The sequence below is a fragment of the Streptomyces sp. NPDC053427 genome, assembly GCF_044544985.1.
GTDB lineage: Bacteria > Actinomycetota > Actinomycetes > Streptomycetales > Streptomycetaceae > Streptomyces.
The window spans coordinates 1-15,211 of record NZ_JBITYA010000012.1 but is presented as its reverse complement, the minus strand read 5'-3'; the positions used below and the strand labels follow the sequence as shown (position 1 = coordinate 15,211).

The window sequence follows — 15,211 nt, the reverse complement described above, 5'->3', positions numbered from 1 at the left end:
ACGGCCGTTCGCCGCCCGGTCCCCCTCGGCCGCACCGTCACGTCGCGGCCACCGCAGAAGGAGTCAGTGTGAGACGCACCCCCCATGGGTCCACCCCCCGACGCCGCACCTCCCCCGGACGCGCCACCGCGGCCGGCGCCCTTGTCGCCGTCACCGCGCTGCTGACCGTCGGCGTACAGGCCGGCACCGGCACGGCCGCCGCCCCGCGGCCCGGTACGGCGCACGCCACGCCCAAGCCCGGCGCGCTGCCGGCCAAGCTGTCCCCGTCCCAGCGTGCGGAGCTGATACGGGCAGCAGGCGCCACCACCGCCGAGACCGCGCGGCAGCTCAAGCTCGGCGCGCAGGAGAAGCTGGTCGTCAAGGACGTCTCGAAGGATGCCGACGGCACGGTACACACCCGCTACGAACGCACCTACGCCGGACTGCCGGTCCTCGGCGGCGACCTCGTGGTGCACGAGAGCAAGGGCGGCAAGCTCAAGGGCGTCACCAAGGCCGTGCGCTCGCAGCTGAAGGTCGCGAGCACCACGGCGAAGGTGAAGCCGGCCGCGGCCGCGGCCAAGGCCGTCACGTCGGCGCAGGCGCTGGGTTCGAAGAAGACCGCGGCCACCAAGGCGCCGCGCAAGGTGGTGTGGGTCGCCGACGGCAAGCCGCTGCTCGCGTACGAGACGGTGGTCGGCGGGCTGCAGGACGACGGCACGCCCAATCAGCTGCATGTGATCACGGATGCCACGACCGGCGCCAAGATCTTCCAGTACCAGGGGATCGAGACCGGCGTCGGCAACAGCGAGTACAGCGGCAAGGTCACCCTCGGGACGTCGGGTTCGGCGCCGAACTTCTCGATGACCGACGCCACCCGCGGCAACCACAAGACCTACGACCTCAAGCACGGCTCCTCCGGGACGGGCACGCTCTTCACGGACGCGGACGACACCTGGGGCGACGGCACGCCGCAGAACGCCCAGACCGCCGGTGTGGACGCCGCCTACGGCGCGCAGGAGACCTGGGACTACTACAAGAACGTGCACGGCCGCAGCGGCATCCGCGGTGACGGCGTGGGTGCCTACTCCCGCGTCCACTACGGCAACAGCTACGTCAACGCCTTCTGGGACGACGGCTGCTTCTGCATGACGTACGGCGACGGCAGCGGCAACAACTCCCCGCTGACCGCCATCGACGTGGCCGGCCACGAGATGTCGCACGGCGTCACCTCCAACACCGCGGGCCTGGAGTACAGCGGCGAGTCCGGCGGCCTCAACGAGGCGACCTCGGACATCTTCGGCACGGCGGTGGAGTTCTACGCCAACAACGCCTCCGACCCCGGTGACTACCTCATCGGCGAGAAGATCGACATCAACGGCGACGGCACCCCGCTGCGCTACATGGACAAGCCCAGCAAGGACGGGGCGTCGGCGGACTACTGGTCGAGCAACGTCGGCGACAAGGACGTGCACTACTCGTCCGGCGTCGCCAACCACTTCTTCTACCTGCTGTCCGAGGGCAGTGGGCCGAAGGACATCGGCGGCGTCCACTACGACAGCCCGACCTTCGACAACCTGCCCGTCCCGGGCATCGGCCGGGCCAACGCCGAGAAGGTGTGGTTCAAGGCGCTCAGCCAGTACATGAACGCCAACACCAACTACGCGGGCGCCCGCACCGCCACCCTCCAGGCCGCGGCGGACCTTTTCGGCCAGGGCAGCGCGTCGTACAACACCGTCGCCAACACCTGGGCGGCGGTGAACGTCGGCTCCCGCGTCCCGGACGGCGGCGGGGTCACGGTCACCAACCCGGGCAACCAGACCAGCACCGTGAACCAGGCGGCCAGCCTGCAGATCAAGGCGAGCAGCGGGACGGCGGGCGCGCTGTCGTACGCGGCGAGCGGGCTGCCGGCCGGTCTGTCGGTCAATGCGAGCACCGGTCTGATCTCCGGTACGCCGACCGCCACCGGTACCAGCAATGTGACGGTGACGGTCACCGACGCCGCCAAGAAGACCGGGACGGCCACCTTCACCTGGACGGTCAACCCGGCCGGTGGCGGCAGTGTCTTCGAGAACGCCGACGACGTGGCGATCCCGGACGCGGGCGCGGCGGTCACCTCGCCGATCACCGTCAGCCGCAGCGGCAATGCGCCCAGCGCGCTGAAGGTGGCGGTGGACATCGTCCACACCTACCGCGGTGACCTGGTCATCGATCTGATCGCGCCGGACGGTACGGCGTACCGGCTGAAGAACGCCAGCGCGTTCGACTCGGCGGCCAACGTGAAGACGACCTACACGGTCAACGCCTCCTCGAAGGCGGCGAGCGGCACCTGGAAGCTGCGGGTCCAGGACGTGTACGCGCAGGACTCGGGCTACATCAACGGCTGGAAGCTCACGTTCTGATGGTGCATCGGCACCGCACCGTCATCTTCGTATGGCAGAGGCGGCCCGGTGATCGCTCGGCACCACAACTGAGCTGCTGAGAGAGCGAGTTGGGCGTCGTCCCCGGATCGTCGGGGGCGGCGCCCCTTTCCGTTATACGAACAGCGATCCCCTCTCTACGGACGATTTTCAGCCAACCTTCCTACAGACTCCTGACATGCACGCGTTCGAACTGGCAGTCTTCCCGACGCATGTCACACCCGCATCGCTTTGCACCCCCACCACTTGGCAAAGTTGAAGGAGCACGCGTGACCCCCCACATATCCCGCAAGGCCCGTGTCACCGGTACCGCCCTCGCCGCCGCGGCCCTGCTGGCCGCCGGCATCACCGTAGGTACCGCCGGCGCCTCGACCAACCAGCCCACCGCGCTGGGTGGCACTCCGCTGAAGCTGAGCGCCTCGCACCGCGCCGAGCTGCTGCGCGACGCGGACGCCACCAAGGCGATGACCGCCAAGTCGCTCGGGCTCGGCTCGCAGGAGAAGCTGGTCGTCAAGGACGTCATCAAGGACGCCAACGGCACCACGCACACCCGCTACGAGCGCACCTACGCCGGACTGCCGGTCCTCGGCGGCGACATGGTCGTGCACACCGCCAAGGGCGGCGCCATCAAGAGCACCACCAAGGCCACCGAGAAGACCATCAAGGTCGCCTCCACCACCGCGAAGATCGCCCCCTCGGCCGCGCAGAAGTCGGCACAGGGCGTCGCGGCCAAGACGCTCGGCGCGAAGTCGGCCACCGCCAAGGCCGCCCGCAAGGTCGTCTGGGCCGCCAAGGGCTCCCCGGTCCTCGCGTACGACACCGTCGTCTCCAGCACCCAGAAGGACGGCACGCCCAGCCGGCTGCACGTCATCACCGACGCCGACAGCGGCAAGAAGCTCTTCCAGTACGACGAGATCCACACCGGCAAGGGCGAGAGCGAGTACAGCGGCAGCGTCGAGCTGGGCACCTCCAAGGAGGGCAGCGGCTTCACGCTGACCGACGGCGAGCGCGGTGGCCACAAGACCACCAACCTCGAGAACGGCGAGTCCGGCGACGGCAAGGCCTTCACGGACGACGACGACAACTGGGGCACCGGCAAGCCCGACGACCCGCAGACCGCGGCCGTCGACGCGCACTACGGTGCGGCCGAGACCTGGGACTACTACAAGAACGTGCAGGGCCGCTCGGGCATCAAGGGCGACGGCAAGGGTGCCTCGTCCCGCGTCCACTACGGCAACAGCTACGTCAACGCCTTCTGGGACGACAGCTGCTTCTGCATGACCTACGGCGACGGCCAGGACAACAAGGCCCCGCTGACCGCCCTGGACGTGGCGGCGCACGAGATGTCGCACGGCGTCACCTCCGCCACCGCCAACCTGGAGTACAGCGGTGAGTCCGGCGGCCTGAACGAGGGCACCTCGGACATCTTCGGCACCTCGGTCGAGTTCTACGCCAAGAACGACAAGGACCCGGGCGACTACCTCATCGGCGAGAAGATCGACATCAACGGTGACGGCACGCCGCTGCGCTACATGGACAAGCCGTCCAAGGACGGTCAGTCCAAGGACTTCTGGGACTCCAGCACCGGTGGCCTCGACCCGCACTACTCGTCGGGCGTCGCCAACCACTTCTTCTACCTGCTGTCCGAGGGCAGCGGCCCGAAGGAGATCGGTGGCGTGAAGTACGACAGCCCGACCGCGGACGGCTCCAAGGTCGAGGGCATCGGGCGGGACAAGGCCGAGAAGATCTGGTTCAAGGCCCTGACCGAGTACATGACCTCCAACACCGACTACAAGGGCGCGCGCGAGGCGACCGTCAAGGCCGCCACCGACCTCTACGGCAAGGACGGCGCCGAGGTCAAGGGCGTCGAGGCCGCGTGGACGGGCGTCGCGGTCAAGTAACGCGTCGGTCACCGGTGTTCGATCACCTGAGGATCGCACCGAGGTAACGTGACCTTCAAGAGCGGGCGGTGTCCGGAGTCCCTCCGGACACCGCCCCTTCGCGTGTGACGGGGGTCCCGATGAGCCGATCGATCACGGTGCTGCTGGCCGACGACGAGCCGATGCTGCGGGCCGGGGTCCGCGCGATCCTCGGCACGGATCCGGGGATCGAGGTCGTCGCGGAGGCCGCGGACGGCCGCGCGGCGGTGGCACTGGCCCGCAGCCACCGCCCGGACGTCTGCCTGCTGGACATCCGGATGCCCGGTCTGGACGGGCTCGCCGCCGCCGCGGAACTGGCCGAGCTGGCCCCCGGGACGGCCGTGGTGATGCTGACGACGTTCTCCGAGGACGCGTATCTGACGGCCGCCCTCGGCTCCGGCGCCGCCGGGTTCCTGCTCAAGTCGGGCGATCCCCGGGAGCTACTGGCCGGCGTCCGGGCGGTCGCCGAGGGCGGCGCCGCGCTTTCGCCGTCCGTCGCCCGCCGCGTCATCGCCCACCTCGACGGCGGACGGCTCGGCCGGGGTGTCGCCGCGCGGGCCCGGGTCGCCGAACTGACCGGCCGCGAGCGCGAGGTGCTCGGCCTGATCGGCGCCGGGCTGTCGAACGCCGAGATCGCCCGGCGGCTGTTCCTGGTCGAGGGCACCGTCAAGACGTACGTCAGCACCATCCTGGCCCGGCTCGGCTTCAGGAACCGCGTGCAGGCGGCGATCCTCGCGTACGAGGCGGGGCTGGTCCCGGCGTCATGAACCGCCGATCGCTTTCGGCCACCTGGCGCGGACGGCTCCCCGGCCTCGCACTGTGGCTGATTCTGTGCGTTCCGATCACCGCCACGTTCGCCTCCCCTCATGCGCTCCAGCGGTGGGCGATGCTGGCCGGGTTCCCGCTGCTCGGCCTGGCCGTACTGCTGCGCAGGCGCTGGCCGCTGGCGGCGGTGGCGATCCCGGTGGTGCCGAGCCTGGTGGTCTCGGAGCAGCTGGCCACCGGGGCGTACTCCCTCGCCCTGGCCCTCCTCGGCTATCTGGCGGGCGTCCGGACGGCGCGCGCCCAGCCCGCGCTGTGGTTCTTCGCCGGCGTCGCGGCGGCCGGTGTCCCGCTGTGCGCGCTCGTCAGCCGCTCCCTGTGGCCCTGGTTCACCTTCCTGACCGCGCTGCTGCTCAATGTGGTGCTGCCGTGGCTGCTGGGCCGCTACCGCCGCCAGTACGCCGAACTGGTCCGCACCGGCTGGCGGCTCGCCGACCGGATGGAGCGCGAGCAGCGGGCCGTCGCCGACCGCGCCCGGCTGCGCGAGCGGGCCAGGATCGCCGGCGACATGCACGACTCGCTCGGCCACGATCTGGCCCTGATCGCCCTGCGTGCGGGGGCACTTGAGCTCGATCGCACGCTGGACGCGGAGCGCCGCGCGGCGGCCGGCGCGCTACGGGAGGCGGCCGGGACGGCCACCGAACGGCTGCGGGAGATCATCGGCGTCCTGCGCACGGACGACGAGGACGCGCCCGGTGCGCCGTCCGCCGGGAGCGTGCCCGCGCTGGTGGGGCGCGCGCGGGAATCGGGGATGAGCGTGACGGTGGAGACGGCCGGCGACGACCGCGCCCCCGAGCCGCCGGCCATGACCGGCCACGCCCTGCACCGCGTCGTCCAGGAAGCGCTGACCAACGCCGCCAAACATGCGCCGGGCGCGGCCGTCGGGGTGCGGATCGCACGGTCCGCCGACCGCCTGGAGGTGACGGTGGCCAATGACCGCCGCCCGGACGGCGCCGCGCCGGATCCGGTCTCCGGGGGCAGCGGGCTGGTGGGCCTGGACGAACGGGTGCGGCTGGCGGGCGGGACGCTGCGCAGCGGGCCGACGCCGGAGGGCGGCTTCGCGGTCACGGCGCGGCTGCCGATGACCGGGGAACCGGCCCCCGAGGTTCCTGCGGCCGCCGAACCGACCGCCGCGGAACGGGAGTTGGCCCAGGCCCGGCAACGGGTCCGGCGGCGGCTGCGGCAGACGGTGACGCTGCCGCTGGTGGCGCTCGCCGCGCTGCTCGCCCTGATGGGCGTGTTCGCCCTGGTCAGCCCCGCCTGGACGGTCCTGGACCGGACCGCCTTCCAGAGTCTGCGGACCGGGATGCCGCGCGCGGAGGTGGAGTCCGTGGCGCCGTTCTTCGCGCTGGACTCGCCGCCGGACGGCACCCCCGACCCGCCGCGCGGCTGGTCGTGCACGTACTACGGAGTGGACTCGGCCGACACGTCCGCGTACGAGCTCTGCTTCGCCGGCGGCCGCCTGGTGCGCGCGGACGTCGTGCACCGCCGGGACGTCCCTTAAGGGCTGTCCCGGTCGATCGGGGCCGGAAGGCCCGCGACACCTGGCACGGCGGCCGCATCCGTACCACCGCGTCCGTCGATATGGCCGATTCCACCCCCTCAGGCGCTCTTGTACGGACTCCCTCCTGGCGAGAGGCTGCGGTGTGACGCCGACGGGCCCGGCGCGGCATCGGACACCCGCACACCGCAACTCCCTTGTGATTCAAATCTCTTGTGATTCACCTGAGTTGAGGAGGCGACCCGATCGTGTCAGCGCTTTTCCGTCCCGCCCCGCGAGAGTTCCGGCGGCATGTCCGACGGCTCGCGGCGGGCGAGGAGTTACGAACGAGTAGTTCACCGGCGCACCGGATTGCCCGTCCGTGCGCACCGGGCAGGCTCACCGAGTACGCCGCTACTCGCCGCACCCACCGCCAACCGAGTGAAAGCGGACAGGAGCGCCCATGCCCGGACCCCATCCCCCTACCGTGGAGCGGATACAAAGGACAAAACCCCGCAAAGCATCAATAGCCCAGGTGAGCCCATGATCGGTCGCATCCCTGTACTGGACATCCGCCCGCAGATCGATTGCGGCCGCAGACCGGCGAAGGCGGTGGCCGGCGAGACCCTCGAGATCTCGGCCACCGTGTTCCGGGAAGGCCATGACGCCGTCGCCGCCAATGTGGTGCTGCGCAACCCGGCCGGCCGCTGCGCCCCCTGGACCCCGATGCGCGAGGCGGCGCCCGGCACCGACCGGTGGACCGCCGAGGTCAGCCCCGGAGTCGAGGGCCGCTGGACCTACACCGTCGAGGCCTGGTCCGATCCGCTCACCACCTGGCGCCGGCACGCCGCCCTCAAGATTCCGGCGGGCATCGACACCGAACTGGTCCTCACCGAGGGCGCCGCGCTGCACGAACGGGCCGCCGCCGACGTCCCCAAGAGCGACGGCCGCGAGGCGGTGCTCGGCGCCGTGGACGCGCTGCGCAACGGCGAACTCCCCGCCGCCACCCGCCTCGCCGCCGCCCTCGACCCCGAGGTCACCGGCGCCCTGGACCGCCATCCGCTGCGCGAACTGCTCACCGTCTCCCGGCCGATGCCGCTGGTGGTCGAGCGCCGCCGAGCCCTGTTCGGCTCGTGGTACGAGCTCTTCCCGCGCTCCGAGGGCGCGATCACCGCACCGGACGGCAGCGTCATCAGCGGCACCCTGCGCACCGCCGCCGAACGCCTGCCCGCGGTCGCCGCGATGGGCTTCGACGTCGTCTACCTGCCGCCCGTCCACCCCATCGGGACCGCCTTCCGCAAGGGCCCCAACAACGCGCTGTCCGCGGGCCCGGACGACGTCGGCTCTCCCTGGGCGATCGGCTCCGGCGACGGCGGCCATGACGCCCTCCACCCGGACCTGGGCACCTTCGAGGACTTCGCCCATTTCGTGCGCACCGCCCGCGACCTGCGGATGGAGGTGGCGCTGGACTTCGCGTTGCAGTGCTCCCCCGACCACCCCTGGGTCGACCAGCGCCCGCAGTGGTTCCACCACCGCGCCGACGGTTCCCTCGCGTATGCGGAGAACCCGCCGAAGAAGTACCAGGACATCTACCCCCTCGCCTTCGACACCGACTTCCGCGGGCTGGTGCGCGAGACGGAACGGGTGCTGCGCTTCTGGATGGCCAAGGGCGTACGGATCTTCCGCGTCGACAACCCGCACACCAAGCCGGTGGTGTTCTGGGAGAAGGTGCTCGCCGACATCAACCGCACCGACCCCGACGTCCTCTTCCTCGCCGAGGCGTTCACCCGCCCCGCGATGCTGGGCACCCTCGCCCAGATCGGCTTCCACCAGTCCTACACGTACTTCACCTGGCGCAACACCAAGCGGGAACTGACCGAGTACCTCACCGAACTGACCGGTGAGAGCGCCGACTGGCTGCGGCCGAATTTCTTCGTCAACACCCCGGACATCCTGCACGCCTACCTTCAGGACGGCGGCCGCGCGGCCTTCGAGATCCGTGCCGTACTGGCCGCCACGCTCTCCCCCACCTGGGGCGTCTACGCAGGCTACGAGCTGTGCGAGGCGACGCCGCTGCACCCCGGCAGCGAGGAGTACCTCGACTCGGAGAAGTACCAACTACGGCCCCGCGACTGGGATGCGGCGGCCCGCGAGGGGCGTACCATCGCCCCGCTCATCACGGCGCTCAACCGCATCCGCCGTCGGCACCCCGCGCTCCAGCAGCTGCGCAACCTGCACTTTCACCACGTCGACAACGAATCCGTGATCGCTTACTCCAAGCGTTCGGGACACGGGGACGGTGCCGACACGGTCCTCACAGTGGTCAACCTCGATCCGCACCACACCCACGAGGCGACGGTGTCGTTGGACATGCCGGAACTCGGCCTCGCCCGGCACGATTCCTTGCCGGTGCGCGACGAGCTCACCGGCGACACCTACCACTGGGGCAGGGACAACTATGTGCGCCTGGAGCCGGGCCGCTCTCTCGCGCCCGCTCATGTGCTGTCACTGCGACCGTCCTCACCGATCGGAGGGTCACCCAATTGATCGTCAATGAGCCTGTCCCCGACACGTTCGAGGACACACCGGCGAAGGACCGCGATCCCGACTGGTTCAAACGGGCCGTCTTCTACGAAGTCCTGGTGCGCTCGTTCCAGGACAGCAACGGCGACGGCGTCGGGGACCTCAAGGGCATCACGGCCAAGCTCGACTATCTGCAATGGCTGGGGGTGGACTGCCTGTGGCTCCCACCGTTCTTCAAATCCCCGCTCAGAGACGGCGGGTACGACGTCTCCGACTACACCTCGGTGCTTCCCGAGTTCGGCGATCTGGCCGATTTCGTGGAATTCGTGGACGCCGCGCACCAGCGCGGTATGCGGGTCATCATCGACATGGTGATGAACCACACCAGCGATCAGCACCCGTGGTTCCAGGAGTCGCGCACCGACCCGGAAGGGCCGTACGGCGACTATTACGTCTGGGCCGACGACGACAAGCAGTACGCCGACGCCCGGATCATCTTCGTCGACACCGAAGCGTCCAACTGGACCTTCGACCCGGTGCGCAAGCAGTACTACTGGCACCGCTTCTTCTCCCACCAGCCGGATCTCAACTACGAGAACCCGACGGTCCAGGAGGAGATGATCTCCGCCCTGCGGTTCTGGCTCGACCTGGGAATCGACGGCTTCCGGCTGGACGCGGTGCCGTATCTCTACGCCGAGGAGGGCACCAACTGCGAGAATCTGCCCGCCTCGCACGCCTTCCTCAAACGGGTCCGCGCCGAGATCGACGCGCATTACCCGGACACCGTGCTGCTGGCCGAGGCGAACCAGTGGCCGGAGGACGTCGTCGACTACTTCGGCAACTACGCGGTCGGCGGCGACGAATGCCATATGGCGTTCCACTTCCCGGTCATGCCGCGGATCTTCATGGCGGTACGCCGCGAATCCCGTTACCCGGTATCGGAAATCCTCGCCAAGACCCCGGCGATTCCGTCCGGCTGCCAGTGGGGCATCTTCCTTCGCAACCACGACGAGCTGACCCTCGAAATGGTCACGGACGAAGAACGCGATTACATGTACGCGGAATACGCCAAGGACCCGCGGATGCGCGCCAACATCGGCATCCGCCGGCGGCTCGCCCCGCTGCTCGACAACGACCGCAACCAGATCGAGCTCTTCACGGCGCTGCTGCTCTCGCTCCCCGGTTCGCCGATCCTCTATTACGGTGACGAGATCGGCATGGGCGACAACATCTGGCTCGGGGACCGCGATGCGGTGCGCACCCCGATGCAGTGGACGCCGGACCGCAACGCCGGATTCTCCTCCTGCGACCCGGGCCGGCTGTCGCTGCCGACCATCATGGATCCGGTCTACGGATACCAGGTCACCAACGTCGAGGCGGCGATGAGTTCCCCGTCCTCGCTGCTGCACTGGACCCGGCGGATGATCGAGATCCGTAAGCAGAACCCGGCGTTCGGGCTCGGCAGCTACACCGAACTCCCCTCCAGCAACCCGGCGGTGCTCGCGTATCTGCGGGAGTCGCCCGGTGCCGGCGGCGCGGACGACGACCTGGTGCTGTGCGTGAACAACTTCTCGCGCTTCGCGCAGCCCACGGAGCTGGACCTCCAGGCGTTCAGCGGCCGTCATCCGGTCGAACTCATCGGAGGCGTCCGCTTCCCGCCGATCGGCGAACTGCCGTACCTGCTCACCCTCGCAGGCCACGGCTTCTACTGGTTCCGGCTGCGGAAGAACCCCGCCGCCTGACAGCCGCCGGAACGGGGCCGCCCTCACCGGGCACGGGCTCCCAGAAATCCGCCCGTACGCGGCCGCACGCGCGTACGGGCGTTTTTTGACCTTTCGCTCGGGCAGTCTCCCTACTACCGCACGGGCCGGGCGAGCAAGGGCCGGTCTCCGGGGCACCGGGGACCGGCGCGCAACGCAGGCAGCGGCTGACGCACCGTTCCGCTGCCGTACGGACGTTCCTCGCGTGAGGTGCCCCGGACTCCGTCTGGGGGTACCCCCACCGCGCCGCCGCACAGTCAAGGCCGCATTCCGGGACACTTTGGGCTATCTGTCGTGTGCCCGGGGAAAGGACGCGACGCCAATGTCGGACATTGCCTCGACCCGTGCCATCCGAAACACCCCTGACCGCCCGCTCGTCGCCGCACCCGATCTGCTGTCCTCGCTCGCGCCCCTGCTCGCCGCATGGGTGCCCCGTCAGCGCTGGTTCGCCGGCAAGGGAAGGCTGATCACCGGCTTCTCGCTCCTCTCGGCGACCGAACTGCTGCCGTGCACAACGGACAGCGGCACACCGGGAATACTGCAGCTGATCGTGCGCGCCCAGCAGTCGGCGCCGCCGAGCCGGGCCACCGTCGCGGGCGACTGCTATCAGCTTCTGCTCGGCGTGCACCCCGCGCCGCCGCCGCAGCTGGCGCCCGCCGCGATCGGCCGCCCCACCGGCGGCCCGCTGCGCGGCCGCAGCGTCTACGACGCGCTGCTCGACAACCGGCTGTGCGGACTGCTGCTGGAACGACTGCGGGTGCCCGGCCGGATCGGCGCGCTGCGCTTCGGCCGTGAGCCGGGCCTGGACATTCCCTCGGGGCTGCCGGCCCGGCCGATCGCCGTCGAACAGTCCAACTCCTCGATCGTGTACGGGGATTCGTTCATCCTCAAGGTCTTCCGGCGGATCGCGCCCGGCATCAACCCGGATCTGGAGCTGCCCCGCGCGCTGGCCGACGCCAAGTGCGCGCGGGTGCCCGCGCCGGTGGCGTGGTTCGAGGCGGAGGCCGCCGAGGAGCACGGCGAGCCGACCACACTGGGCGTCCTCCAGCCGTATCTGCCGGGCTCCGCGGACGGCTGGCAGCTGGCCCTCAACGCGCTGTCCGTACGCGCCGACTTCACCGGCCCGGCGCGGGCGCTCGGCCATGCCACCGCCGAGGTGCACACCGCGCTCGCCCAGACGCTGCCGACCACGGAGCTGCACGGCCCGCAGCTGGCCGCGATCGCCGCCCGGATGGACGGGCGGCTGGAGGCCACCGCCCGCGCGGTGCCCGCGCTCCAGCCCTACCGGCCGCGGCTGCGGGAGGCGTTCGACGCGCTGGCCGCCGTCGGCCGGGACGGGCGCGGCTGGGCCGCCCAGCGCATCCACGGCGATCTGCATCTGGGCCAGACGCTGCGCTCCGCCGACGAGGGCCGCTGGTCGCTGATCGACTTCGAGGGCGAACCGGCCCGGCCGCTGGTCGAGCGGCGCCGCCTGCAGCCGGCGCTGCGCGATGTGGCCGCGATGCTGCGCTCCTTCGACTACGCGGCGCGCAGCGGACCGGCCGCCGGCGACCCCTGGTCGCTGGAGTGGGCGCGGCGCACCCGCGACGCCTACTGCCGGGGCTATGCCGAGGCGGGCGGGCTCGATCCCCGCTCGGCGCCCGAGCTGATGCGCGCCTACGAGACCGACAAGGCCGTCTACGAGGTGCTGTACGAGGCACGGCACCGACCCGACTGGCTGCCCGTCCCGATGGCCGCCGTCCGGCGGCTGGCGGCCGGCGCCTGACCCCCGTACCCCCGTGATCCCCGCCCGAGGAGGCTCCCCACGTGACCGCCCGCCCGTCTCCCGCCACCACCCCCGACCCCGCGCCCGGCCAGGAAGCGACCGACGACGACGCGGCGGGCGCACGGGCCGTGGCCGCCGCTCCGGCCCGTAGCGCCCGCCCGTCTCCCACCACCGCGCCCCGAGGGCCGAAGCCCAAGGCCGCCGGCCGTGGGGTGCGGGCCGCCGCCCCGCTCGGCGACGAGGACCGGGACCGGCTGCTGGGCGGCACCCATCACGATCCGCACGGGCTGCTCGGCGCGCACCCGGTGCGCGGCGGGCTGCTCTTCCGGATCCTGCGGCCGTACGCCACCAGCGTCACCGTCGTGGCGAAGGGGCTGCGCGCCACCCTGCACGCCGAGGGCGAGGGGCTGTTCGCCGGGGTGCTGCCGCTGCGCAGGATCCCCGACTACGAGCTGCTCGTCGAGTACGAGGACGGCACGGTGACCGTGCGGGACCCCTACCGCTTCCTCCCCGCGGTCGGCGAACTGGATCTGCATCTGTTCGCCGAGGGACGGCACGAGCAGCTGTGGCAGGCGCTCGGCGCGCGGACCATGGACCACCAGGGCGTGACCGGCACCCGCTTCACCGTCTGGGCGCCCAACGCCCGAGGCGTCCGGGTCGTCGGCGACTTCAACCTCTGGGACGGCACGGCCTTTCCCCTGCGCTCGCTGGGGTCCTCGGGCGTCTGGGAGCTGTTCGTGCCGGGCATCGGCGAGGGCGAGCTCTACAAGTTCGAGATCACCCGGCCGGACGGTTCGAGGACCGTACGCGCCGATCCGATGGCCCGGCGCACCGAGTGCCCGCCCGCCACCGCCTCGGTCGTGGAGGAGTCGCACTACCGCTGGAAGGACGCCGACTGGATGGCGCGGCGCGCCGAGCGCCCCGTGCACCAGGCGCCGTTCTCCGTCTACGAGGTCCACCTCCCCTCCTGGCGCCCCGGCCTCACCTACCGCCAGCTCGCCGTCCAACTTCCGGCCTATGTAAAGGACTTGGGGTTCACCCACGTCGAACTCATGCCGGTCTCCGAGCATCCCTTCGGCGGCTCCTGGGGCTATCAGGTGACCGGCTTCTACGCGCCCACCGCCCGGATGGGGACCCCGGACGACTTCAAGTACCTCATCGATGCGCTGCACCGGGCCGGGATCGGCGTCCTGATGGACTGGGTGCCGGCGCACTTTCCGCGGGACGACTGGGCGCTGGCGGAGTTCGACGGGCGCCCGCTGTACGAGCACCAGGACCCGGCACGGGCCGCGCACCCGGACTGGGGCACCCTGGAGTTCGACTACGGCCGCACCGAGGTCCGTAACTTCCTGGTCGCCAACGCCGTGTACTGGTGCGAGGAGTTCCACATCGACGGCCTGCGCGTGGACGCCGTCGCCTCCATGCTCTACCTCGACTACTCCCGCGAGGAAGGCGGCTGGACCCCGAACGTCCACGGCGGGCGGGAGAACCTCGACGCGGTCGCCTTCCTCCAGGAGATGAACGCGACGGTCTACCGCCGCTGCCCCGGCGTCGTCACCATCGCCGAGGAGTCCACCGCCTGGGACGGCGTCACCCGCGCCACACACCATGTCGGCCCGGGCGGCTTCGGCGGCCTGGGCTTCGGGCTGAAGTGGAACATGGGCTGGATGCACGACTCCCTGGTCTACGTCTCCAAGGAGCCGGTGCACCGCAAGTACCACCACGGCGAGCTGACCTTCTCCATGATCTACGCCTACTCCGAGAACTACGTGCTGCCGATCTCCCACGACGAGGTGGTGCACGGCAAGCGCTCACTGGTGTCGAAGATGCCCGGCGACTGGTGGCAGCAGCGCGCCACCCACCGCGCCTACCTCGGCTACATGTGGGCCCACCCCGGCAAGCAACTCCTCTTCATGGGGCAGGAGTTCGCGCAGGGCGCGGAGTGGGCGGAGAGCCATGGCCCGGACTGGTGGCTGCTGGACCCGTCGTACGAGGCGGAGCCGGACCACCGGGGCGTGCGCGATCTGGTCCGCGACCTGAACCGCGGCTACACGGACGCGCCCGCCCTGTGGGAACGCGACACCGACCCGGCCGGCTTCTCCTGGATCGACGGCGACGCCGGCGAGGACAACGTCCTGTCCTTCCTCCGCTACGCCGCCGACGGCACCCCCCTGATCGCGGTCACCAACTTCTCCCCCGTCGTCCGGCACGCCTACCGCCTCGGCATCCCCGGCGACGTCCCCGCCTGGCGGGAGACCCTCAACACGGATGCGCTCCGCTACGGCGGCAGCGGGGTCACCAACCCCGACCCCCTCAAGCCGGAGCCCACACCGTGGAACGGCCGCGATGCCTCGTTCGCGCCGGTCCTTCCACCGTTGGCCACGGTGTGGTTCCGGCCCGGCCGTTAGGGTTTCTCCCCACGTTGTCGGCCGTCCCGCCGTGGTGGGTTTCTCGCCGTTGCGCCTGGCGGCGGGCGTGGGTTTGTAGGGAGCGGTGCCGGCCCTACACGGCTCCGCCGCTACGGTCCGTCCCCTCCCGTGGGTGGG

The 15,211-nt window shown here is 70.8% G+C and carries 8 protein-coding genes; all 8 read left to right on the top strand.

Annotation, left to right across the window (positions count from 1 at the left end; genetic code table 11):
• Positions 1 to 68: 68 nt before the first annotated feature.
• The 8 genes from ACIGWZ_RS30075 (at position 69) to glgB (ending at position 15,073) form a co-directional block, all read left to right on the top strand.
• A complete protein-coding gene (locus ACIGWZ_RS30075; protein ID WP_400069867.1) occupies positions 69 to 2,378 on the top strand; it encodes a M4 family metallopeptidase in 2,310 nt (769 codons plus the stop codon).
• A 287-nt stretch (positions 2,379 to 2,665) separates the two neighbouring features.
• Positions 2,666 to 4,297, top strand: coding sequence for a M4 family metallopeptidase (locus ACIGWZ_RS30070; protein ID WP_400069866.1), 1,632 nt, complete (start codon positions 2,666 to 2,668; stop codon positions 4,295 to 4,297).
• Between the two features lie 119 nt (positions 4,298 to 4,416).
• A complete protein-coding gene (locus ACIGWZ_RS30065; RefSeq protein ID WP_400069865.1) occupies positions 4,417 to 5,082 on the top strand; it encodes a response regulator in 666 nt (221 codons plus the stop codon).
• Positions 5,079 to 6,641: a sensor histidine kinase gene (locus ACIGWZ_RS30060; RefSeq protein ID WP_400069864.1), complete on the top strand. Its 1,563-nt coding sequence runs from the start codon at positions 5,079 to 5,081 to the stop codon at positions 6,639 to 6,641. The genes ACIGWZ_RS30065 and ACIGWZ_RS30060 overlap by 4 nt, the downstream gene beginning before the upstream one ends.
• 519 nt (positions 6,642 to 7,160) lie before the next feature.
• Positions 7,161 to 9,164 carry a maltotransferase domain-containing protein gene (locus ACIGWZ_RS30055; RefSeq protein WP_400069863.1) on the top strand — a complete coding sequence of 668 codons (2,004 nt, stop codon included), beginning with the start codon at positions 7,161 to 7,163 and terminating at the stop codon, positions 9,162 to 9,164.
• The gene (gene treS, locus ACIGWZ_RS30050) at positions 9,161 to 10,882 is read left to right on the top strand and encodes a maltose alpha-D-glucosyltransferase (RefSeq protein ID WP_400069862.1); all 1,722 of its coding nucleotides are present in this window, start codon (positions 9,161 to 9,163) and stop codon (positions 10,880 to 10,882) included. Before ACIGWZ_RS30055 ends, treS begins: the two co-directional genes overlap by 4 nt.
• A 340-nt stretch (positions 10,883 to 11,222) precedes the next feature.
• Positions 11,223 to 12,665 carry a maltokinase gene (locus tag ACIGWZ_RS30045; RefSeq protein ID WP_400069861.1) on the top strand — a complete coding sequence of 481 codons (1,443 nt, stop codon included), beginning with the start codon at positions 11,223 to 11,225 and terminating at the stop codon, positions 12,663 to 12,665.
• 41 nt (positions 12,666 to 12,706) lie between these two features.
• Positions 12,707 to 15,073, top strand: a complete 2,367-nt coding sequence (gene glgB / locus ACIGWZ_RS30040; protein WP_400069860.1) for a 1,4-alpha-glucan branching enzyme — start codon at positions 12,707 to 12,709, stop codon at positions 15,071 to 15,073.
• The last annotated feature ends 138 nt before the right edge of the window (positions 15,074 to 15,211 follow it).

Coding starts and splice junctions, on each gene's coding strand:
- ACIGWZ_RS30065 (WP_400069865.1), top strand. CDS start 4,417: ATGAGCCGATCGATCACGGTGCTGCTGGCCGACGACGAGCCGATGCTG.
- ACIGWZ_RS30055 (WP_400069863.1), top strand. CDS start 7,161: ATGATCGGTCGCATCCCTGTACTGGACATCCGCCCGCAGATCGATTGC.
- ACIGWZ_RS30060 (WP_400069864.1), top strand. CDS start 5,079: ATGAACCGCCGATCGCTTTCGGCCACCTGGCGCGGACGGCTCCCCGGC.
- ACIGWZ_RS30045 (WP_400069861.1), top strand. CDS start 11,223: ATGTCGGACATTGCCTCGACCCGTGCCATCCGAAACACCCCTGACCGC.